This is a genomic window from Nonomuraea roseoviolacea subsp. carminata, assembly GCF_024172185.1.
GTDB classification, from domain to species: Bacteria; Actinomycetota; Actinomycetes; order Streptosporangiales; family Streptosporangiaceae; genus Nonomuraea; species Nonomuraea roseoviolacea.
In genome coordinates this window covers 4,373,728-4,394,828 of the sequence record NZ_JAMZEC010000001.1, presented here as the reverse complement: position 1 = coordinate 4,394,828, position 21,101 = coordinate 4,373,728, and the positions used below count along the sequence as shown (strand labels likewise).

Annotated in this window: 20 protein-coding genes and 1 riboswitch; of the genes, 9 read left to right on the top strand and 11 right to left on the bottom strand. The window is 71.3% G+C overall.

The genetic code is table 11. From position 1 onward, the window contains the following. Positions 1-10: 10 nt before the first annotated feature. Positions 11-152, bottom strand: a riboswitch (SAM riboswitch). A gap of 79 nt (positions 153-231) precedes the next feature. Further along, positions 232-786 (bottom strand): RNA polymerase sigma factor, encoded by a 555-nt coding sequence (locus tag HD595_RS20570; RefSeq protein WP_175606480.1) that lies wholly within the window; start codon positions 784-786, stop codon positions 232-234. A gap of 31 nt (positions 787-817) precedes the next feature. On the opposite strand from HD595_RS20570, the gene HD595_RS20565 reads away from it, so the two are divergent. Beyond that, positions 818-2,248: an alpha,alpha-trehalose-phosphate synthase (UDP-forming) gene (locus HD595_RS20565; RefSeq protein WP_253771376.1), complete on the top strand. Its 1,431-nt coding sequence runs from the start codon at positions 818-820 to the stop codon at positions 2,246-2,248. Positions 2,249-2,310: 62 nt separating this feature from the next. Here the strand turns inward: HD595_RS20565 and HD595_RS20560 are convergent, their stop codons facing one another. The 3 genes from HD595_RS20560 to HD595_RS20550 are packed head-to-tail and all read right to left on the bottom strand — an operon-like array spanning position 2,311 to position 4,056. After that, a complete protein-coding gene (locus HD595_RS20560; RefSeq protein ID WP_253771374.1) occupies positions 2,311-2,883 on the bottom strand; it encodes a hypothetical protein in 573 nt (190 codons plus the stop codon). Between the two features lie 38 nt (positions 2,884-2,921). Further along, positions 2,922-3,689: a trehalose-phosphatase gene (otsB, locus tag HD595_RS20555; protein ID WP_253771372.1), complete on the bottom strand. Its 768-nt coding sequence runs from the start codon at positions 3,687-3,689 to the stop codon at positions 2,922-2,924. A 40-nt stretch (positions 3,690-3,729) separates the two neighbouring features. Next, complete coding sequence (locus HD595_RS20550; protein WP_253771370.1) at positions 3,730-4,056, bottom strand: DUF3263 domain-containing protein; 327 nt, start codon at positions 4,054-4,056, stop codon at positions 3,730-3,732. A gap of 117 nt (positions 4,057-4,173) precedes the next feature. On the opposite strand from HD595_RS20550, the gene HD595_RS20545 reads away from it, so the two are divergent. The 4 genes from HD595_RS20545 (at position 4,174) to HD595_RS20530 (ending at position 8,125) form a co-directional block, all read left to right on the top strand. Further along, entirely contained in the window at positions 4,174-4,989 is an 816-nt protein-coding gene (locus tag HD595_RS20545) for an SAM hydrolase/SAM-dependent halogenase family protein (RefSeq protein WP_253771368.1), read from the top strand. Between the two features lie 129 nt (positions 4,990-5,118). Then, positions 5,119-6,480 carry a S8 family peptidase gene (locus HD595_RS20540; protein ID WP_253771366.1) on the top strand — a complete coding sequence of 454 codons (1,362 nt, stop codon included), beginning with the start codon at positions 5,119-5,121 and terminating at the stop codon, positions 6,478-6,480. 56 nt (positions 6,481-6,536) lie between these two features. Further along, a complete protein-coding gene (locus HD595_RS20535) occupies positions 6,537-6,944 on the top strand; it encodes a Zn-ribbon domain-containing OB-fold protein (RefSeq protein ID WP_253771364.1) in 408 nt (135 codons plus the stop codon). After that, positions 6,941-8,125 (top strand): lipid-transfer protein, encoded by a 1,185-nt coding sequence (locus HD595_RS20530; RefSeq protein ID WP_253771362.1) that lies wholly within the window; start codon positions 6,941-6,943, stop codon positions 8,123-8,125. Before HD595_RS20535 ends, HD595_RS20530 begins: the two co-directional genes overlap by 4 nt. 102 nt (positions 8,126-8,227) lie before the next feature. Here the strand turns inward: HD595_RS20530 and HD595_RS20525 are convergent, their stop codons facing one another. The 5 genes from HD595_RS20525 to HD595_RS20505 form a co-directional block, all read right to left on the bottom strand. Next, positions 8,228-9,244, bottom strand: a complete 1,017-nt coding sequence (locus HD595_RS20525; RefSeq protein WP_253771360.1) for an ABC transporter ATP-binding protein — start codon at positions 9,242-9,244, stop codon at positions 8,228-8,230. Further along, complete coding sequence (locus HD595_RS20520; RefSeq protein ID WP_253771359.1) at positions 9,228-10,265, bottom strand: ABC transporter ATP-binding protein; 1,038 nt, start codon at positions 10,263-10,265, stop codon at positions 9,228-9,230. The genes HD595_RS20525 and HD595_RS20520 overlap by 17 nt, the downstream gene beginning before the upstream one ends. 13 nt (positions 10,266-10,278) lie before the next feature. Then, the gene (locus HD595_RS20515) at positions 10,279-11,250 is read right to left on the bottom strand and encodes an ABC transporter permease (RefSeq protein ID WP_253771357.1); all 972 of its coding nucleotides are present in this window, start codon (positions 11,248-11,250) and stop codon (positions 10,279-10,281) included. Then, on the bottom strand, positions 11,243-12,187 hold the full coding sequence (locus HD595_RS20510; RefSeq protein WP_253771355.1) for an ABC transporter permease: 945 nt from the start codon (positions 12,185-12,187) through the stop codon (positions 11,243-11,245). Before HD595_RS20510 ends, HD595_RS20515 begins: the two co-directional genes overlap by 8 nt. Positions 12,188-12,312: 125 nt before the next feature. Beyond that, a complete protein-coding gene (locus HD595_RS20505) occupies positions 12,313-13,950 on the bottom strand; it encodes a peptide ABC transporter substrate-binding protein (protein ID WP_253771353.1) in 1,638 nt (545 codons plus the stop codon). Positions 13,951-14,420: 470 nt separating this feature from the next. Here HD595_RS20505 and HD595_RS20500 point away from each other — a divergent pair, with 470 nt between their 5' ends. The 3 genes from HD595_RS20500 (at position 14,421) to HD595_RS20490 (ending at position 16,561) form a co-directional block, all read left to right on the top strand. Continuing rightward, a complete protein-coding gene (locus HD595_RS20500) occupies positions 14,421-15,350 on the top strand; it encodes an ABC transporter permease (RefSeq protein ID WP_253771351.1) in 930 nt (309 codons plus the stop codon). Further along, the gene (locus HD595_RS20495; protein ID WP_253771349.1) at positions 15,343-16,239 is read left to right on the top strand and encodes an ABC transporter ATP-binding protein; all 897 of its coding nucleotides are present in this window, start codon (positions 15,343-15,345) and stop codon (positions 16,237-16,239) included. The genes HD595_RS20500 and HD595_RS20495 overlap by 8 nt, the downstream gene beginning before the upstream one ends. 124 nt (positions 16,240-16,363) lie before the next feature. Continuing rightward, a complete protein-coding gene (locus HD595_RS20490) occupies positions 16,364-16,561 on the top strand; it encodes a hypothetical protein (RefSeq protein ID WP_253771347.1) in 198 nt (65 codons plus the stop codon). 573 nt (positions 16,562-17,134) lie between these two features. On the opposite strand, the gene HD595_RS20485 is transcribed toward HD595_RS20490, so the two are convergent. Both HD595_RS20485 and HD595_RS20480 read right to left on the bottom strand, forming a co-directional pair. Further along, a complete protein-coding gene (locus HD595_RS20485; RefSeq protein ID WP_253771345.1) occupies positions 17,135-18,565 on the bottom strand; it encodes a hypothetical protein in 1,431 nt (476 codons plus the stop codon). Positions 18,566-19,013: 448 nt separating this feature from the next. Then, a complete protein-coding gene (locus HD595_RS20480) occupies positions 19,014-20,348 on the bottom strand; it encodes a KamA family radical SAM protein (protein ID WP_253771343.1) in 1,335 nt (444 codons plus the stop codon). Positions 20,349-20,517: 169 nt separating this feature from the next. Between HD595_RS20480 and HD595_RS20475 the strand changes: the two genes are divergently transcribed. After that, on the top strand, positions 20,518-21,075 hold the full coding sequence (locus HD595_RS20475; RefSeq protein WP_253771341.1) for a DUF1707 SHOCT-like domain-containing protein: 558 nt from the start codon (positions 20,518-20,520) through the stop codon (positions 21,073-21,075). The last annotated feature ends 26 nt before the right edge of the window (positions 21,076-21,101 follow it).

Here is a 21,101-nt window from a genome sequence, read left to right as displayed (position 1 = left end):
GCGAGGCCTTCCCTCATCTTCGCCCGCGGCCACCTTGACCGCAGACCGGAATTGGCACCTTGTCCCGGTCGGCCTCGCCCTGTCGCGAGTCTCAAGCCGGGAGGGTTGCCGGGGCTTCGCAGGGCCGGTCCCTCCACCCCTCTGGATGAGCAATATTCAGTTGTCGCCTCAGACTGTACCCGCCGGCGTGGCGTCACCGTCCAGGCGTCTCATAGCATGAGACAAGTGGTCTCACCGATAGTCGTCGCCGAGCGCCGCCTGCACGTACTTGCGCGCCTGGTGGATGCGCGACTTGGCGGTGCCGAGCGGGATGCCGAGCTGCTCGGCCACCTCGTTGTAGTCGAGCTGGACGATGTCGCGCAGCACCAGCGCCTGGGCGAGGTCGGGCTTGTCGGCCTCCAGCGCCTCCATGGCGTCGAGCAGGTCCAGCCGCGACCCCGCGATGACGCTGACCCGCCGCACGTCGGGCTTCTGCACCGGCAGCTCGTCGGAGCTCTGCTCGGCGGCCCGCCGCTTCAGCGACCGGTACGTGGTGCGCGCGCAGTTGGCCGTCACGATGTGCAGCCACGTGCTGAACCGGGCCCGCCCCTCGAAGCGGCCGATGTTGCGGGCCACCGCGAGCAGGGTGTCCTGGGACGCCTCCTCGGCGTCCTGGCGGTACGGGAGAATGCGGGCGCAGTGCCGCATCACGTCGGGCTCGATCCGCTTCAGGAGCTCGCCGAGCGCGCGATGATCTCCGGCTGCGGCGGAACGGGCAAGTTCCTCGGTTAGCTCATCAAGCGCCATAGCTGGGATCCTATGATCGGAGGGAGGTTAAATGAACAGCGTGCTGGTTGCCTCCAACAGAGGCCCGGTCTCCTTCACCGTCGACGACGACGGCGAGCTGACCATGAAGCGCGGTGGCGGCGGGCTGGTCTCCGGGCTGTCCGCGGTCACCAAGGACCACAACGTGCTGTGGGTGTGCGCGGCCCTGTCCGACGGCGACCGCAGCGCGGCCCGCCAGGCCCCCGGGGGCCGGCTCGACCACGCGGGCTACGACACGGGCGCCCTGCGGATGCTCGACATCCCGGCCGCCACGTTCCACCGCGCCTACAACGCGGTGGCCAACTCGACGCTCTGGTTCGTCAACCACCTGCTCTACGACACCCCCAACGCCCCGAGCTTCGGCTCCCGCTTCCGCCGCGAATGGGAGTCCTACCGCGACTACAACGGCGCGTTCGCGCTGGCGCTGGCCGAGGAGGCCCACCACGAGGCCCGCGTCATGGTGCAGGACTACCACCTGACGCTCACCCCCGCCATGCTCCGCGCCGAGCGGCCCGACCTGCGCGTCGCCCACTTCAGCCACACGCCGTGGGCGCCGCCCGAGTACTTCTCGCTGCTGCCCGACGAGGTGGGCCGGGAGGTGCTCGAAGGCATCCTGGGCGCCGACCACGCCGGGTTCCTCACCGCGCGCTGGGCCGAGGCGTTCATGGACTGCTGCGCGGCGCTGCTCGGCGCGCGGGTGGACCGCGCGGCCCGCACCGTGACCCACGAGGGGCGCACGACCCGCGTCGGCGTCCACGCCCTCGGCGTCGACGGCGGCGCGCTGCGCGAGCGGGCGGCCGAGCCCGACGTCGAGTCGCACATGACCGCCCTGCGCGAGCAGGTCGGCGAGCGCGCCCTGATCGTCCGCATCGACCGCACGGAGCTGTCCAAGAACATCGTGCGCGGCCTGCAGGCCTACCGCGAGTTCCTGGCCGGGCATCCCGAGTGGCACGGCAAGGTCGTCCACCTCGCCTTCGCCTACCCGAGCCGGCACGACCTGCCCGAGTACCGCGAGTACACCGCCACGGTGCAGCGCTGCGCCCAGGAGATCGAGGACGAGTACGCCACCGAGGACTGGGACCCGCTGATCCTCAACGTCCACGACGACTACCCGCGCTCGCTGGCCGCCTACCGGATGGCCGACGTGCTGCTGGTCAACCCGATCCGCGACGGCATGAACCTGGTGGCCAAGGAGGGCCCGATCCTGTCGTCGGGCGCCGCGCTGGTGCTCTCGCGCGAGGCCGGGGCGGCGGCCGAGCTGGGCGAGCACGCCCTGCTGGTCAACCCGTACGACATCAGCGGCACGGCGGCGGCGCTGCACGAGGCGCTCGTCATGCCGGCGGACGAGCGCCGCGCGCGCGGCGAGCGGCTGCGCGCGGCGGCCACCGCCCTGCCGCCGCAGCGGTGGCTCACGGCCCAGCTCGACGCCCTCGCCGGTCACTGAGGGCGTCCCGCCCTCGTCGGACGCTGAGGGCGTCCCGCCCTCGTCGGACACCGAGGGCGTCCTCAGAGCCAGTCCGCGTGCTTCAGCGTGTCGGCCAGCCCCGGCGTGTTCCACTGGTCGACGACGAGGATCCTGCTCTTCGGCAGGTACCACTCGCGCTGGGTGAAGCGGGACTTCGTGGTGCCGTTCTCATAGCTGACGCACTTCGACGCCCACTCGTTGTAGGCGGCCTTGTGCCCCGGCCCGACCTGGCGCAGCCCACGCTTCACCGAGGTGCCGACGACCTCGCCCCACTTCCGGTTGGCCGGGCAGGGCTGCACGTCGCTGGCCGTGTAGAACGGGCGCTTGCCGGTGTACGGGCCGAAGCCCTCGGCGCCGCGCTTGATGGACGACGGGCCGAGGACGTAGAACGCGTCGCACTCGGCCGACCCCCACCCCTGCGGCTTGCGGCACCTGCCGGTCACCACCTGCACCGCGTCCGTGCCCATGCCGTACACCCGCCACTCGATGGGGATGTAGAGCGTCAGACCGTTGCGCAGCTTGAGCTGCTGCGCCGGCGCTGCGTTCGCGGGCGAGGAGACGGCGAGGAGGGTGGCCGCGGCCACGGCCGCGGCGGCGAGGTATCGCGTGAACATGCGGCCGACCCTAGGGGCGGCCACTTGCAAAACAGTCACTAACCACTAAAAGCCGACACAAGTTCGCGGAGGAGCGCCACGACCCCGTCGGGCCCGTCCACCACGATGTCGGCCTGCTCGGCGAGGGCGGTCACCTCGGTCGAGCCGCTGCACACGGTGACGCCGGGCAGCCCGTAGGCGCGTACCGCCTCGAAGGCGGCCAGGTCACCGAGGTCGTCGCCGACGAACATGACCGACCTCGCGTCCCGCTCGGCGAGGAACAGCCCGAGCGCGTGGCCCTTGTCCATGCCCGGCGGTCTCAGTTCCAGCACGAACCGGCCCGGCTCCACCACGAGGTCGTGCCGGGCGGCCACCTCGGCCAGCGGCTCGCGCAGGACGGCCAGCGCGCCCTCGGGGTCGTCGGCGCGGCGCGTGTGGACGGCCACCGCGCGGCCCTTGTCCTCGATGGTCACGCCCTTCAGGCCGAGCGAGTCGATCAGCAGCGGAAGCTCGGCCTCCGCCCGGGGCACGCCCGCGGGGGGCGGCGGGCCGGAGACGGCGCCGTTCTCCCACCGCTCGAAACCGTAGTGGCCGAGGATCACCAGGCCCGGCACCTCGGCCAGGCCGGGGCCGAGCTCCAGGACGGTGGCGGGCGGGCGCCCGGTCACGATGGCCACCGCCCGCACGTGCCGGCCCAGCTCGGCCAGCACGCCGGGCGCCTCGGGGTGGATCAGGGCCGCGGCGGGATCGGACACGATCGGCGACAGGGTCCCGTCGAAGTCGAGTCCGATCACGGCGCCCGCGGGGTCCTTCAGGATGGCTTCCATACCAGGGATGTTGCTCACGCGGCTGGCCCTACCCAGCCGGTCAGGGGCGCATGCCCAGACGCCTCGCGGCGCGGTCGCGCTGGCGGCCGGCGCGCAGCCTGCGCAGCCGTTTCACCAGCATCGGGTCCTGCTCCAGGGCGGCCGGCTTGTCGATGAGCTCGCCCAAAAGCTGGTAGTAGCGGGTGGCGGAGAACCCGAAGGTCTCCTTGATGGCCTGCTCCTTCGCGCCCGCGTGGCGCCACCACTGGCGCTCGAAGGCGAGGAGCTCACGTTCACGTGCGGTCAGCTCCGCGGGTGGGGTGAGGGGTTGCTGCTCGTGCGCGGGTTGTCGGGGTGCACTGTCACCGCCGGCCGGTGCGGTGTCCATGGTTCCTCCTCCCAAGGCTGCGCGCGACGACCACGACACGCGCATGCGGCCCGACGCCATCGTAATGTGCGCACTCCGGCTGTTCATGGCGGATGGCGAGACGTACAGTCACGAAGTGTGACCTCAGTCATCACACTTCTCACGGACTACGGGCTTGAGGACGGCTACGTGGCGGCCTGCCACGGGGTGATCGCCGGCATCGCCCCCGAGGCCAGGGTGATCGACGTGTGCCACGCCATCCCGTCGGGCGACGTACGGCGCGGTGCCGCGATTCTCGCCCAGACCATCCCCTACCTGCCCAAGGGCGTGCACATCGGCGCGGTCGATCCCGGCACGGGACATGCCCGGCGCCCCGTCGCGATCGTGGCGGGCGGCCGGGTGTTCATCGGGCCGGACAACGGGCTGCTGTCCTGGGCGGTCCACGCCAGCGGGGGGCCGGAGGCGGCGTACGAGATCAGCAACGAGGAGTACTTCCTGAGACCCGTCTCGCCCACCTTCCACGGCCGCGACATCTACTCGGCCGTGGCGGGACGGCTGGTCAAGGGGCTCAAGCCGGACGACCTGGGGCCTGAGCGGCCGATCGCGCGGCTCGTGTCGCTGGCGGAGCCGATGTCGGTGGTGCGCGAGGGGGCGGTCGAGGGCGAGGTCGTCTCGGTGGACCGCTACGGCAACACGCAGCTCTCGATCACGGCGAGCCACCTGGAGGCGCTGGGGGCGCGGGTCGGCGACACGCTGGGGGTGTGGCTGGGGCGGCGGCAGCTCACGTTGCCGTACCGGGAGACGTACGCGGCGGTGCCGCCGGGCGAGCTGGTGGCGTTCGCGGACTCGGCGGGGCTGATCGCGATCGCGGTGAACTCGGGGGACGCGGCGCAGCGGCTGGGGCTACCCCCCGGCGCCCATGTCCGGATTTCTCCATCTATTTCCAAGTCTTAGCCCTACGAAAGCCGCTTAAGCCTAATTACGCGATGTATCGGACTGTTTACTGAAGGGTCTGATCAGCGGTAGGCGTCTCGTGTCACAATCTCCGGCAACGGGCATCCCCCTTCTGCCCCGGAGGTCGCCATGCGCCTCTTCCGCCCCATGCCGTACGTCCGCTGCCTCATCGTCACCCTCGTCACCGCCTCCGGCCTGTACCTGACCGCCTCACCGGTGTCCGGCCCCTCGCCGAGCGCGGGCGCCGCCGCCACGAACGCGCCGGCCGCCGCCCAGTGGCAGCTCCCGGCGCTGCGCCTGCCCGAGGCGTGGCGGATCACCAGGGGCGAGGGCGTGCTGGTCGCCGTCCTCGACACCGGGGTGAACGGCGACCACCCCGACCTCGCGGGCTCCGTGGTCGCCGGCCCCGACCTGACCGGCGCGGGCCGGCGGCCCGGCCGGTGGGGGCACCACGGCACCGCCATGGCCAGCCTCATCGCCGGCCACGGCCACACCGACCCCGCCACCCCGCCCCACCCGCGCGACCCCGTCGACGCCGCCGCCCCACCGCATCCGCGCAACCCACCGGGAGCCGCCGCCCCGCGCACAGGACCCGCGGGCCGGGCCGCCGCGCTCGGCGTGCCGGTGCGCGTGCCCCACGCCGCCCGGGAGACCGCGCGCCTGGGCGTGATCGGCGTCGCCCCGGGGGCCCGCATCCTGTCGGTCCGCGTCACGCTGGAGAACGACGACCCGCTGCGCGCCCGCCCCTCCGCGGGCCGTCCCGACGCGCTGGCCCGCGGCATCCGCTACGCCGCCGACCACGGCGCGGACGTCATCAGCATGTCCCTGGGCGGCGGCAGCGGCGCCTGGAACGGCTCCCCCGCCGAGAAGGAGGCGGTCCGGTACGCGCTGAGCCGCGGCGCCGTCCTCGTGGCCTCCTCCGGCAACGACGGCGAGACCACGAACCGCAAGAACTACCCCGCCGCCTACCCCGGCGTCATCGCGGTCGGCGCGGTGGACCGGCGGCTCAAGGTGGCCGCGTTCTCCAACCGCCAGGACTACCTCTCGGTGGTGGCGCCCGGCACGGGCATCCTCACGGCCGACGGCGACCGCTCCTACGTGGTCGGCGACGGCACGAGCGCGGCGGCGGCCATGGTGGCGGGCATCGCGGCCCTGGTCAGGTCGGCCTATCCCGGCCTGCCGCCGCGTCAGGTGCGCGCGGCCATCGAGCGCGGCACGGCCTCGCCGCCGTCCTGGCGTCCATGGTCGGCCTCCGGGGCGGACGGCCGCGACCGCTCGTACGGGCACGGCGTGGCCGACGCGCTGTTCGCGCTGCGGGAGGCGGGCCGGCTGACGGGGGCCAGGGCGGGCACGGCCCCGCCGGCCCCACCGGGGCGGCCGGCGCGGGCGGACGGCGGCGCGCCGGACTCCCGGTTGCCGACGCTGCTCGGACTGCTCGCGCTCTGCCTCGCGATGGGCGCCCACGTACTGGCCCGCCGCCGCGCCCCCTGACCCCCGCAAGCACGCCGCGCCTTATCCCTAGCAAGCGCTTGTGTAATACTCCTGGCATGACGACCCTGGCGATCGACGGCTGGTTCACGGTCGAGGACGGCGTCACCCACCTCCTGGGCGCCCGCTGCGCCGCCTGCGGCACGGTGACGTTCCCCCCGCGGACCGGCTTCTGCCCCAACCCCGGCTGCGACGGCGAGCACCTGGAGGTGACACGCCTGTCCCGGCGCGGACGCGTCTGGTCCTACACCGACTCGTGCTATCCCCCGCCCGCCCCGTACGTGGCCGCCGAGCCCTACGCGCCCGTCACGCTGGCGGCGGTGGAGCTGGAGCGTGAGGGCATCGTGGTGCTCGGCCAGGTCAAGGGCCTCACGGTCGCGGACCTGGAGGTCGGCATGGAGCTGGAGCTGACCTGCGGCCCGCTCGCCGACGGGCCGCTCGTGTGGATGTGGGGGGCGGCGTCGTGAGCGTGGTGGTGCTGGGCGCCGGGATGCATCCGTGGGGCAAGTGGGGCCGCCCGTTCACCGAGTACGGCCTGGCGGCGGCCCGTGAGGCCCTGCGTGACGCGGACGTGAGCTGGCCCGAGGTCGGGTTCCTGGTCGGCGCCGACACGATCAGGAACGGCTACCCGGGCTTCGTGTCCGGCGCGACGTACGCCAGGGCGCTCGGCTGGTCGGGCGCCCGGATCGCGTCCTGCTACGCCGCCTGCGCCTCCGGAGCGCAGGCCATCGACATCGCGCGGACCCGCATTCTCGCCGGGCTCTGCGACGTCGCGCTGGTCGTGGGCGCCGACTCCACCCCGAAGGGCTTCTTCAAGCCGGTCGGCGGCGAGCGCCCCGACGACCCCGACTGGCTGCGCTTCCGCCTGCTCGGCGCGACCAACCCGGCCTACTTCGGGCTCTACGCGCGCCGCCGGATGGCCCTGCACGGCTCCACGCCCGGGGACTTCGCGGCCGTCAAGGTCAAGAACGCCCGCGCCGGCGCGCTGAACCCGCTGGCCCGCTACCGCAAGCCCGTCACGGCCGCGGAGGTGCTGGCCTCGCCCATGGTGGCCGACCCGCTGCGCCTCATGGACATCTGCGCCACCTCCGACGGCGGGGCCGCGGTCGTGCTCGCCTCGGAGGACTACGCCCGGCGGCGCGGCGTCACCGACCCGGTACGCCTGGCCGCGGTCTCCACGGTGACGCCGACCTTCCCCAACGCCGTGCTGGAGCTCCCGGAGTTCGCCACGGACTCCTGCGCCGCCGTGCCGCCGCCCGCCCGGCCGTTCCGCGCGGCGATCGCGCACGCCGCGTACGAGGAGGCCGGGCTGGGCCCGCAGGACGTGTCGTTCGCCGAGGTGTACGACCTGTCCACGGCGCTGGAGCTGGACTGGATGGAGGACGTCGGCCTCTGCCCGCCCGGCGAGGCGGAGAAGCTGCTGCGGGCCGGCGACACGGCGCTCGGCGGGCGACTCCCGGTGAACCCCTCGGGAGGGCTGGCCTCGTTCGGCGAGGCGATCCCCGCCCAGGCGATCGCCCAGGTGTGCGAGCTGAGCTGGCAGTTGCGCGGCCGGGCGGGCGAGCGGCAGGTGGCGGGCGCCCGGGTGGGCCTGGCGGTCAACCAGGGCCTGTTCGGCCACGGTTCGGCGGTCATCGCCACCCGCTGACCGTCGCGTACGGCCGATGGAAGGTCGCGTACGACCGATGGAAGGACGCCGAGGGCCCCGCGCGAACGGATCGCGCGGGGCCCTCGGGACGTGGCGGCGGCCTCAGCCGGCGTGGACCACGTCGTGCGTCTCCGCGAAGTGGCAGGCGCTGAGGTGCGCCGTGCCCGGCCGGATCTGCAGCAGCGGCTCCTCCGTCGCGCAGATCTCCTGGGCCTTCCAGCAGCGGGTGCGGAAGCGGCAGCCCGACGGCGGGTTGGCCGGCGAGGGCGGGTCGCCCTGCAGGATGATCCGCTCGCGGCTCTCGCGGCCCTCGGGGTCGGGGACCGGGACGGCCGACAGCAGCGCCTGGGTGTACGGGTGGGCCGGCCGGTCGTAGATCTCCAGGTCCTTGCCCAGCTCCACCATCTTGCCGAGGTACATCACCGCGACCCGGTCGGAGATGTGGCGCACCACCGACAGGTCGTGGGCGATGAAGATGTACGCCAGGCCGAACTCGTTCTGCAGCCGCTCCAGCAGGTTGATGACCTGCGCCTGGATCGACACGTCGAGCGCGGACACCGGCTCGTCGCAGACGATGATCTCAGGCTGGAGCGCCAGACCGCGGGCGATGCCGATGCGCTGGCGCTGGCCGCCGGAGAACTGGTGGGGGTAGCGGTTGATGTGGTCGGGGTTGAGGCCCACGACCTCCAGCAGCTCCTGCACCTTGCGGCGCCGGTCGCCCTTGGGCGCGACCTCGGTGTGGATCTCGAACGGCTCGCCCACGATGTCGCCGACGGTCATCCGGGGGTTCAGCGAGGTGTAGGGGTCCTGCATCACCATCTGGATGTTGCGGCGCATCCGCTTGAGCTCGGCGCCCTTGGCCCTGGCCATGTCGCGCCCGTTGACCACCACCGAGCCGGACGTCGGCCGCTCCAGCGCCATGAGCACCTTGGCCAGCGTCGACTTGCCGCAGCCGGACTCGCCGACGATGCCCAGCGTCTCGCCCTTGTTCAGCTCGAACGAGACGCCGTCCACGGCCTTGATGGCGCCGATCTGCTTCTTGAACATGATGCCCTGGGTCAGCGGGAAGTGCTTGACCAGGTCGCGCACCTCCAGGATGCGCTCACCTTGGGTCGCCATCGAGGACCTCCCTCCAGTAGTGGCAGGCGCTGTTGCGCGCACCGCTGATCCCGTAGAGCGGGGGGGCGTCGGTCACGCAGTTGTCCTGGCGGTACGGGCACCGCGGGTGGAAGGCGCAGCCGGTCGGCATGTCGAGCAGGTTGGGCGGCAGGCCCTTGATCGCGTACAGCTCCTGGCCCTTCTGGTCGACCCGGGGGATCGACTCCAGCAGGCCCTTCGTGTACGGGTGGGCGGGCGCCCGGTAGATGTCGTACACCGGGGCGTTCTCGACGATCCGTCCCGCGTACATGACCGCGATCTTGTCCGCGACGTCGGCGACGACGCCGAGGTCGTGCGTGATGAGGATCAGGCCCATGTTGCTCTCGCGCTGCAGCTCGGCGAGCAGCTCCATGATCTGGGCCTGGACCGTCACGTCGAGCGCGGTGGTCGGCTCGTCGGCGATCAGCACCTCCGGGTCCAGCGCGATCGACATGGCGATCATGATGCGCTGGCGCATGCCTCCGGAGAACTGGTGCGGGTAGTCGTTGACGCGCTGCTTGGCGGCCGGGATGCGGACCCGGTCCATCAGCTCGACGGCCTTGGCCATCGCGTCACGCTTGTTCATGCCGCGGTGGACGCGGAACATCTCGCTGATCTGCCAGCCCACGGTGAACACCGGGTTGAGCGCCGACAGCGCGTCCTGGAAGATCATGGAGATGCGCTGGCCGCGGACCTGCGTGCGCGCCTCGTCCGACAGCTTGAGCAGGTCGGTCCCGCGGAAGCGGATCTCTCCCTTGGGAATGCGGGCGGGCGGCATGTCCAGGATGCCCATGATCGCCTGCGCGGTCACGGACTTGCCGGAGCCCGACTCGCCCAGGACCGCGAGGGTCTCACCCGGGTTGAGCGAGTAGCTCACGCCGTTCACGGCCCGCACGATGCCCGCCCTGGTGACGAACTCGACGTGCAGGTCCTCCACCGCCAGCAACGGCTCGTCGCCCAGCCCTCCCTCGGCGGGCGACGTCCTCAGCGATGTCTTACTCATCTGATCCCCCCTCCTACCTGAGCTTCGGGTCGAGCGCGTCGCGGACGGCGTCGCCCATCATGATGAACGCGAGCACGGTGATGCTCAGGAACACGGCGGGGAACACCAGCGGCAGCGGCGCCTCCAGGAACCGGCTCCGGGCATCGGCGATCATCAGGCCCCACGAGATGTCCGGCGACTGCACGCCGACCCCGAGGAACGACAGCGCGGCCTCGGCCGCGATGAACCCGCCCAGGTTGATGGTGGACACGACGATCACCGGGGCGATCGCGTTCGGCAGCAGATGGCCGAACATGATCCGGCTCTGGCTCGCGCCGAGCGCCCGCGCCGCGATGACGAAGTCCTGGCTCCTGGCCGTGATGACGGCGGCCCGCATGATGCGGAACGTCATCGGCCAGGCCAGCACCGACAGCGCGATCACCACGATCCAGATGCCGAGCCCCTTGTCGCGGAACGTCGCCGTGATGAGCAGCGCGCCCAGGATCTGCGGGATCGCGAAGAACACCTCGGTGACACGGGAGCTGACCGTGTCGGTGAGGCCGCCGCGGGTGCCGGCGATGAGGCCGAGCAGGCCGCCGACGACCGCGGTGATGATCGTGGTGCTGACACCGATGAGGATCGAGTTGCCGGCGCCGTAGATGGTGCGCGCGTACACGTCGCAGCCGAGGTTGTCGCGCCCGAAGAGGTGACCCGCGCTCGGGCCCTGGCGGGCGGTGGAGAGGTCGCACGTGCGCGCGTCCAGCGGGTTGATCGACGTGAACAGCGACGGCCAGAACGACATGATCAGCAGGATCGCGATGAGGACCAGCGAGAAGATGAACATCGGCCTGCGGCGCAGGTCATGCCAGGCGTCGGTCCACAGGCTCGCCGGCTTGCCCTCCTTCTTGCGGCGCCTGCCGCGGGAGGGAGGAGCGACGGGGGCCGTCTCCGGGGTCAGAGTCTGGGTGTCGGGGCCCGCGGGCCCCGCCTGTGGAGTGTCACTCATAGCGGATCCTCGGGTCGAGCACTGCGTACATCAGGTCGACGACCAGGTTGGCCACGATGTAGACCAACACCAGGATGGTCACGATGCCTACGACGATGGGTTGTTCTCGTAGGTAGACGCCTTGGTAGAGCTGGTTGCCGATCCCCGGCAGGTTGAAGATCGTCTCGGTGATCACCGCGCCGCCCATGAGGTTGCCGAGGTCGGCGCCCAGGTAGGTCACGAGGGGGATCAGCGCGTTACGCAGGCCGTGCCTGCCGATGACCCTCCGGCGGGACAGGCCCTTGGCGGTCGCCGTCCGGATGTAGTCGGATCTCAGCGTCTCCACCAGGCTCGTCCTGGTGAGTCGTGTCAGGTACGCGATCGACACGCCCGCCAGCACGAACCCCGGCAGCAGGTACGACTTGATGCCCTGGGTGGTGCCCGCGATGGGGAAGATCTCCGTGCCGGTCACCTGCTTGAGCCAGACGCCCAGCCAGAGCTGCAGCACGAAGCCGCTGACCAGCGTGGGGATCGAGATCAGCAGCAGGGTCGAGGCGAGGATGGCCGTGTCGGTCGCCCGGCCGCGGCGCAGCGCCGCCCAGAGGCCGAGGACGACACCGATGACGGCCTCCAGGACCAGCGCGACCAACGCGAGGTTCAGCGTGACCTGGAGCTTGCCCGCGAGGAGCTGCGTCACCGGGACGCCGGCGAACGTCTTGCCGAAGTCGCCGCGGAAGATGATGCCGCTGATGTAGTACCAGTACTGGAGCAGCAGCGGATCGTTCAGGTGGTACTGGTCGCGGATGATCGCGACGATGTTGGGGTCCTGCCTCTTCTCACCGGCCAGCGCCGCGATGGGGTCACCAGGAAGCGCGAAGACGATGGCGAAGATGAAGAGGGTGGCGCCGAGCAGGACTGGCACTGCCTGGATCAGACGCCTGATGATGTAACGGCCCATTCAAGCCTCCCGTACATGCCGAAAGGCAGTGCCTGGATCCATGGGGTGGAACGGCCCAAGCCACTGCCTTCCTGGCGCTCTCGAGGGGCGGGCGCGCCGCGCGCGCCCGCCCCCGGGAACAAGCGTCAGGCCTTCTCGACGTCGGCCCACTCAACCTGGTTCAGCAGGTTGATCTTGACGTTCTTCACCTTGGTCGAGTAGCCGGAGTTGTTCCGGTAGAAGTACACCGGGATGTACGGCATCTCCTTGATGAGGATGTCGTCCGCCGCCTGGTACTGCTTCAGGCTCTCCTCGGGGCTCGCCGCCTGGTCGCCCTTGGCGACCGTCTCGTCGAACGTCTTGTTGGAGTAGCCCGCGTAGTTCGAGCCGGTCTTGATGGCACCGGTCGAGAAGATCGGCGTCAGGTAGTCCTCGGCCGACGGGTAGTCGATCGCCCAGCCCATCCGGAACATGCCCTTGTACTTCTTGGCGTCCAGGTCGTCCAGGATGTTGGCGAACTTCTCGAACGGCTTGACGGTCACCTCGACGCCGAGGTTGGCGCGGAGGTTGTTGGCGACGGCCTCGATCCACTCCTTGTGGCCGCCGTCGGCGTTGTAGCCGAGCTCCAGCTTGGCCGGACCCTTGGCCGCGGCGTACTGCTCCTTGGCCTTGCCCGGGTCGTAGGCGCAGGCGGTGCAGGCGCCCTGGCGGTAGCCGTCGATGGCCGGGTTGATGAAGTCGTCGGCCGGCGCACGGGTGCCGGAGAAGACCGTCTCGGCGATCGTCTTCCGGTCGATGGCCATGGAGATGGCCTCGCGGACCTTGACGTCCTTGTACTCGTCGTTGTACTGCAGCGGGAAGCCGATGTAGCCGATACCGGCGTCCGGCTGGTCCTGGTAGCGGTCACCGAGCGCGGTCTTGGCGCTGGCGATCGCCGACGCGGGCAGCGAGTCGTGGATGTCGACGTTGTCGGCCTGCAGGTCGTTGTAGGCCGTCTCCGAGCTGTTGTAGAGCTTGAACTGGAGCTTGGTCCAGCCGGTCGGCTTCTTGCCCGGGAACTTGTCGTAGACCGTCAGGTCGATGGTCTGGTCGGTGCCCTTCTTGTAGGGCTTGTCCAGCTTGAACAGACCCTGACCGATGGGCTTCTCGCCGTACTCGTTCGTCACCTTGCCGTCGGAGCCGAAGGCGGCCTTGGGCAGCGGGTAGAACGCGGTGTAGCCGAGCATGGTCTTGAACTGGGAGAACGGCGCGCTCAGCGTGACCTCGAGGGTGGTGTCGTCCACCGCCTTGAGGCCCTTCATCTCCTTGGTGGTGACCGGCTTGCCCTCACCCGGGTTGAGGTCGGCGTAGCCCTCGACGCGACCGAAGAAGTAGCCCGCGCCCTGCGCGTTCTCCTGGTTGGCCGCGTAGTTCCAGGCGTCCACGTAGTTCTGGGCGACCACGGGCTCACCGTTGTGCCAGGTGTAGCCCGGCTTGAGCTTGATCGTCCAGACCTTGTTGTCCTTGGTCTCGATCGAGTCCGCCGCGCCCATGACGACCTGCTTGTTCTCGTCATAGTTCACCAGCGGCTCGAAGACCGCCGCGAGCGCCTCAGCGCCCTCGGACTCAGTGGTGTTCGAAGGGACCAGCAGGTTCTGCGGCTCGCCGAGCTCCATGCGGACCGGCGTGTCGCCGCCCGACCCGGAGGTGCCCGTCGAGGTGCCGCCGCCGCCACCACACGCGGCAACCGCGAGGGCCAGCAGCGCGGTACCGGCGACGATCTGTGCGCCCTTAGTAACACGCATGGTAAGAAGATTCCTCCCTCTACAGGTGGGCGTAAGCGCTGAGCTGCGATGATCGTGAGCAGCCTGACGGGGGGTTCGGTAATCCCCCGGGTTTGGCTGACATGGTCAAACCAGCCGACGCCCTGCCAGTCGATCGCGACTATCCCTCACTACGTGCCACCAGCGAGTCTCTGGCGCGTTGCAGTTCGGTCACACGTGCGCCTATCCAGCGTCACAGTCATTGGGGGCAGACGGCGCTTAAGCTCCCATTACCGTCAGATGGCCCTACGACTGGACACGGACAGTCGAGCAAAAATACCCCTTACCGAATCGTGCTCGCGCCCTTACCCGGCGCGCGCTGGACCACTGGGCTACGGTTGTTCGGGTCTTGGCGGCGCCTTGGAACCGGGCGCCCCATGACTTCGTCCAACTGTCTGCCGCGCGCCGTGCGCGGCAGACCCCACCGACCGGGATCCAATAGAGTCCTTGCCATGAGTCAGCCGGAATCCGCTGTGGCGGACGCCCAGGCGGGCGGCCGAGGCGGGCAGGAGCCGCTGGCCAAGCTCGCCGCGAGATACGGGCTTCGCCGTGCCATCGCGCGGCCGAGGTTTCCTGTCTACGTGCGCCAGCTCTGGGAGCGGCGGCACTTCATCCTGACCTACGCCACCTCCCGCAACGTCTCGAAGTACTCCAGCTCCGCCCTGGGCCAGCTCTGGCAGGTCCTCACCCCGCTGCTCAACGCCGCCATCTACTACGTGATGTTCGGCCTCGTGCTCGGCGGCAAGGGGCACATCCACAACTATCCCGCGTTCCTGCTGACCGGGATGTTCACCTTCACCTACACCCAGCGGTCGGTCACCGCGGGAGCCAAGTCGATCTCCGGCAACCTCTCGCTGATCCGCGCGCTGCACTTCCCCAGGGCCTCGCTGCCCCTGGCCTACACCATCCAGGAGCTGCAGCAGCTCGCCATCTCCATGGGTGTGCTCCTCGTGATCGTGCTCATCACCGGCGAGCCCATCGCGCTGACCTGGCTGCTGATGCCGGTCGTCCTGCTGCTCCAGACGCTCTTCAACGTGGGCGCCGGCCTGGTGATGGCGCGGCTGGGCGCCTCCATGCGCGACCTCAACCAGCTCCTGCCGTTCATCACCCGCACCTGGCTGTACGCCTCGGGCGTCTTCTTCTCCATCCAGGAGAAGGTCGTGGGCACCGCCCACCTGCCCCAGTCGGTGGCCGACGTCATGTACTACGCCAACCCGGCCGCCTCCTACATCGAGGCCATGCGCGACATCCTCATCACGAGCGACGGGGGGCACACTCCGCCGGATTCGGTGTGGATATCCTGCGTATTCTGGGCGGTGTTCGCACTGTGCTTCGGCTTCTGGTACTTCTGGCGGGCCGAGGAGAGGTACGGGCGTGGCTGAACTTACCGAGGAGCTGTCACTGGTGAAGGCCGAGGAGCCCGCCGTCGCCGGCACGGACGGCAAGGCGAAGCCGCAGCCGAAGCCCGCCGCGGTTTCGGCCGCGCAGCCGAAGACGGCCGCCACGCCCCCTCTCGACGTTCCCACCGGCACGCCCACCGTCATCGTCGACGACCTGCACATCATCTACCGCGTGTACGGCGCGGCCTCCGACGCCGAGAAGGGCAACGCGGTCAACGCCCTCACGCGCATCCTGCGGCGCCAGGGCCGGCCGCAGATGAAGGAGGTCCACGCCGTCAAGGGCGTCTCCTTCGTGGCCTACCACGGCGACGCCATCGGCATCGTGGGGCGCAACGGGTCGGGCAAGTCCACGCTGCTGCGCGCCATCGCCGGCCTCCTGCCGCCCCACTCGGGCGCCGTCTACACCGACGGCCAGCCGTCGCTGCTCGGCGTCAACGCCGCGCTCATGCGCGAGCTCACCGGCGAGCGCAACATCGTGCTCGGCTGCTACGCCATGGGCATGACGCCGGCCGAGGTCAAGGAGAAGTACCAGGAGATCGTCGACTTCTCCGGCATCGACGAGTTCGTCCAGCTGCCGATGTCCACGTACTCCTCCGGCATGGGCGCCCGCCTGCGCTTCGCCATCTCCTCCGCCAAGACCCACGACGTGCTGCTCATCGACGAGGCGCTGGCCACCGGCGACCGCGAGTTCCGCAAGAAGAGCGAGCAGCGCATCAGGAAGATCCGCGAGGAGGCCGGCACGGTCTTCCTCGTGGCCCACGACCTGCGGGTCATCGAGGAGACCTGCAACCGGGTCATCTGGCTGCACAAGGGCAAGATCAAGATGGACGGCGACCCGAAGGAAGTGCTCGCCGCCTACAACAAGGGCTGAGCGCCCCAGCACATCACCACCTGGCCGCCGGCGCGTGCGACACGCCCGGCGGCTTCGTCGTGCGCCTGCGACACGAGGGATGAACGCCTGACACCGTGGCCTGCGTTCCGGTATGATTCGAACGTTGTTTCGATACGACGAGGCGCGGATGGAAGGGAACGGGGGCGCGATGGGAGAGCTGTCGGCCGCGATCGACCACCTGGCCGTCGAGGACGTGACACAGATCCCGAGGATGGAGCTGGCCGAGCAGCTCCTCGATTTGCACTGGCAGATGGCCCGCCTCCAGGCCCAGATCGCCCGCCGCACCGGCGTCCGCGTCTGAGGGTGAAGCCTTTACGGGCCCTGTGCGACGCCCAGAGGCACGATCAGGGCCGCTTGCCCGCCCCTTCGGAGGCCCGGCCTGTCCCGCCCGCTGGCGAGTGACGCTCTCGGCCCTGTGGTGAAGGTCTCGACGCGATGCGGGGCGGGCTCGACCCATGCGGGGCGGCGCTGGGGGCGCGGCGCAGCGCGGAGGCGCGGAGCGGCGCAGGGGCGCGGAGCGGGCGCGGGCGTGGGCGTGGGGCCGCGGGCGCGGGATGTCCATGCGGCCGTACGTGGCCGGCGAGGGGCCTCTCCGGCGTTCCCCGACGTTCCCCGGCGCTGGCCGTCCGTCAGGGGCCGGACATGGGAGAGCCGCCGGTCCCTGGTCGAGGGACCGGCGGCGGGCTGCGCCTCACGCCGGGGTCGCCCTGCAGTGACGGCCCGGCTCCGAGGCGTGATCCGGGCGCGGGCGCGTCCGCCCGGCCCGCGCCGTTCCACCGGCCGGCGAGACGGGGTCGTACGAGCACCGGCACCAAGGCGCTCGTCCACTCCCCTCAGCGCCGCCGGCGGGCACGGCGGGCGGCTGCCCGGGTCGTCAGGTCAGCCGCGTGCCCGGCACCACGGCGCCCGGCGCGAGACCGCGCGACAGCGGGGAGCCGGACACCACGGTCCCCGGGGTCACGCCCTGCGCCAGCGGACCGCTCGGCACGATCCCGCGCCCCACCGTCGCGTGCGGCACCACACCGCCCGAGGTGACGCCGCGCACCGGCGTGTTGCCCGACATCACACCGCCCGGCGTGATGCCGCGCACCGCCGTGACGCCCGGGAGCGCACCGGCCTGCGCCGGAGCCACACCACCGGGGGTGACCCCGCGCGCCGCGGCGGCCCTCGCGGGCGTGCCCGCCTGGGAGGCGCCGCGCGTCCGCGTGCCGGCCGGCGCCGCGTCACTCCGCGCCATCGGCACCCGCCGCACGACAGCCCCCTGGGCCGGAACCCACGGCGTCATGCCACCCTGAGCGAACGGCACACCCTGCCCCACAGCGCCCTGGGCGAACGGGACGCTCGGGGCGACCCCGCCCTGGGCGAGGGGGACGCCAGGGGCGACGCCGCCCTGGACCGGCGTGACGACCGGCGCCCCATGCCGGGCGACGCCGTGGGCCGCCGTCTGGCCGGCACCGCGCACGGCCGTCTCGGTCGCTCCACGGCTCGCCGTGCGGGTGGCGGCGTTCTGCGTGACGCTCCCGGAGCGGGGAAGGCTCCGTGTGGTGGCGCCCTCCCGCATGCCCCGGGACAGCGCGTCCTCCAGCGACCGGCCCGCCGGGACGCTCAGGATCGGGTCGCCGGCCAGGTCAGGACGGCTCGGCTCGACGAAGCGGCGCTCCCAGTTCTCGCGGGACTCGCGGGAGTGGCGCGATCCGCGCCGCCCCCTGCCGTCGTCGCGCGAACCCGAGGCCCGCCGGCCCGTACCGGCCCTGCGTCCGTTGCGGCGGCCGTCGCGGTCGGCGGCGGCCGTGTTGCGCGTGCCGCCCTGGCGTCCGCCCGTTCGGGTGTTCCCCTCGCCGCGCGGGTCCGGCGAGACGGGCCGGACGACGCCCGGCACGGCGGGCCGCGGCGTCCCGTCCACCGGGAGACCGGCGCCGAGCGTACGGGCCCCCGGAACCTCGGCGCCGGACACCCCCGTGCCCGGCGCCACCGGAGCCGCCGGAGCGACCGGAGCCACCGCGGTCACGGCGTCGGCCGGCGTGACCTGCTCCTCCGCGCCCGGCGTCCCGTCTCCCGGCACGTCGGCGCCGGAGACGGGCCCTCCAGGCGTGTCGGCGCGCAGGGTCCGGCCCGCCACGGCGTCCCGGCCGCCCGCCGCGTCGTCCAGCGCCCCGGCGACCGGAGGCGTCACGCCCGGCGCCCCCGGTCCCGTCGTGAGCGGTCTGGTGGAGCGATGCGCCTGCGCGTGGGCCGGCGGGACGGTGAGGGCCGCCGCCAGCCCGAGTGACGCGACGGCGACAGCCGTCTTGACTACACGATTCATGATTGCCTTCCCGGCTCGTGATCGATCGCTCTCGCATGCGGAGGAGAGACGACTCGACGACCCCCCGAAAGCCGAGACGAGCACGCGGTGGGCACCACACGCGGCGCGCCGCCCGGCTGGGCTACTGAACGTAGTTGTATCACCGCGCTCAGTGGCCCGCTGGGCGGGTCAACGACCCTTCAAGAGGCCGGGAAGATCCGGGACGAGGCCGATGGAAGGCGGGGTGAATGGGCGGCATGTCGGGACACGGCAGTGGGGCGTTCCCGGCATTCACCGCCCGCTCCCCGAGCGCGCCGACGGCCCGCGGACGACGACCGGTGAGGACGAATGCCGCGGGCCGGGCGCGCAGATTTTCCGGTAGCCGGATGCTCGCTTGACCGCCCAGACCGGACGGGCCCATCGGAGGACGGGCCCGCCGGGAGGGACCGCGCGAGTCAGCCGAACAGGCTCAGACGGCCACCAGAGCCTCTTCCGCGGCGGCTTCCACCACGGGCTCGAACGGGAACCGGTCGGCGAAAGCGGGGCGCAGGTCGCCCAGCCACACCGCCGTGGGGTCGTAGTGCGCGAAGAACGGCCGCCCGACCAGTGACGGGTCGCGGGCCTGGATGAGGTGGAGCACGAAGACCCGCTGGCCGGCGATCTCCGTGACGCCGTCGACGCACACCTTGCCGGGCGTGGCCGACATGGAGGGCCCCCGCACGGTGCGGCAGAGCCCGGAGACCGACGCGTACGCGTCCCTGAACACCTCGTGGGCCCGCGCCAGCGGCACCGCGAAGTAGTCCTGCGGGCCCGTGTCGCGCTCGACGAACATGTAGTACGGGATCATCCCCATCCGCAGTTGCCGGCGCCACATGGCCGACCACAGCGCCGGATCGTCGTTGATGGAGCGGATCAGCGGCGCCTGCGTCCGGATGGTCGCGCCGGTGCCGAGGATGCGCCGGACCGCGGCCTCGACCAGCGGCGGCTCCAGTTCGCGCGGGTGGGTGAAGTGGGCCATGAAGGCGAGGTTCTTGCCGGCGGCCACCACCCGCTCGAACAGCTCCAGCGTGGAGTCGGCGTCGGGGTCGGTGGTGAAGCGCTGCGGCCAGTACGCGAGCGACTTGGTGCCGATGCGGATCGATTCGAGCTGGTCCAGGGCGAGCAGCGGCTCCAGGTAGCGCCGGAGCACCGGCTCACCCATGATCATGGCGTCGCCGCCGGTGATGAGGACGCTGGTGACCTCGGGGTGCCGGCGGATGTAGCGCACCATCTGGTCGACGTCGTCGGAGGCGAACTTGAGGTCGGCGTCGCCGACGAACTGCGCCCACCGGAAGCAGTACGTGCAGTAGGCGTGGCAGGTCTGCCCCTGCTTGGGGAAGATCAGGACGGTCTCGGGGTACTTGTGCTGGAGCCCCGGCACCGGCTCGTCGTCCAGCCGGGGGACGTTCAGCTCCATCTGCCCGGCGGGGTGGGGGTTGAGGCGGGCGCGGACCCGGTTGGCCTCGGGGAGGAGCTCGGCGGGCGGGGCCTCCGCCTTGAGGAGGTCGGCCAGCCGGGCGACGTCGGCGGCGGGCAGCATGTCCGCCTGGGGGAAGACCAGTCGGTACAGGGGGTCGTCGGGCGCGGCCGACCAGTCGATGAGCTCGTCCACGACGTACGCGTTGGTGCGGAACGGGAGCACCGTGGCCACGGCGCGCACCTTCAGCCGCTCGTCGTCGTCGAGCCCTGCCCGGAGAAGAAGGTCGTCGAGATGCTTGGACGTGTACGCCCGGAAGCGTCGTGTGCCGGCCTGGTTCAAGATCACTAGGCGTTTCCCCTCATTTTTGTTCGTGCGGCGGTAAACCTCAAGCCTCTGTCGCGCGTCTACGGCTCTTATATCCGGACGTTGGTAACCGGGGATTCGGTTCCGCCGAGTCGCGAATGGATTTCCATGACATCTCGCGACATATCGCGTTCGGAGCTACACTGGCGCCGTGACCCACGATCCCGCGCTGCGCGCCTCCGACACCGACCGCGACCGCGTGGCCGCCGTGCTGGGCGAGGCTCTCGCCACCGGTCGGCTCACCAGCGTCGAGCACGCGGACCGCCTCGAGGCCGCCTACACGGCCAAGACCGTCGGCGAGCTCGTCCCCCTCACCACGGACCTGCCGGACGTGACCGCCTCCCGTCCGCCCGAGACCGTCGAGCAGCAGACGATCCGCTCCACGTTCAGCAAGATCATCCGCAAGGGGCGCTGGGTCGCCTCCCGGCACACCACGCTGGCCGTGACCTTCGGCGCGATGATCGTCGACCTGTCCGAGGCCGTGCTGCCCGGCCGCGAGGTGACCCTGGAGTGCGCCGCCCGCTTCTCCAAGCTCATCGTCCGCGTCCCCGACAACGCCCACGTCATCGACGAGGGCGGCTCCACGTTCGGCAAGCGCAACGTGACCGGCGGCTCGGCCGGCGACGGCCCGCTCATCCGCATCACCGGCGTGTCGATGTTCTCCAAGGTGATCGTGTCCCGCGGCGTCACCGACTGGAACCTGCACTGACCCCTGGACGCCGCACCGGCTCCTGA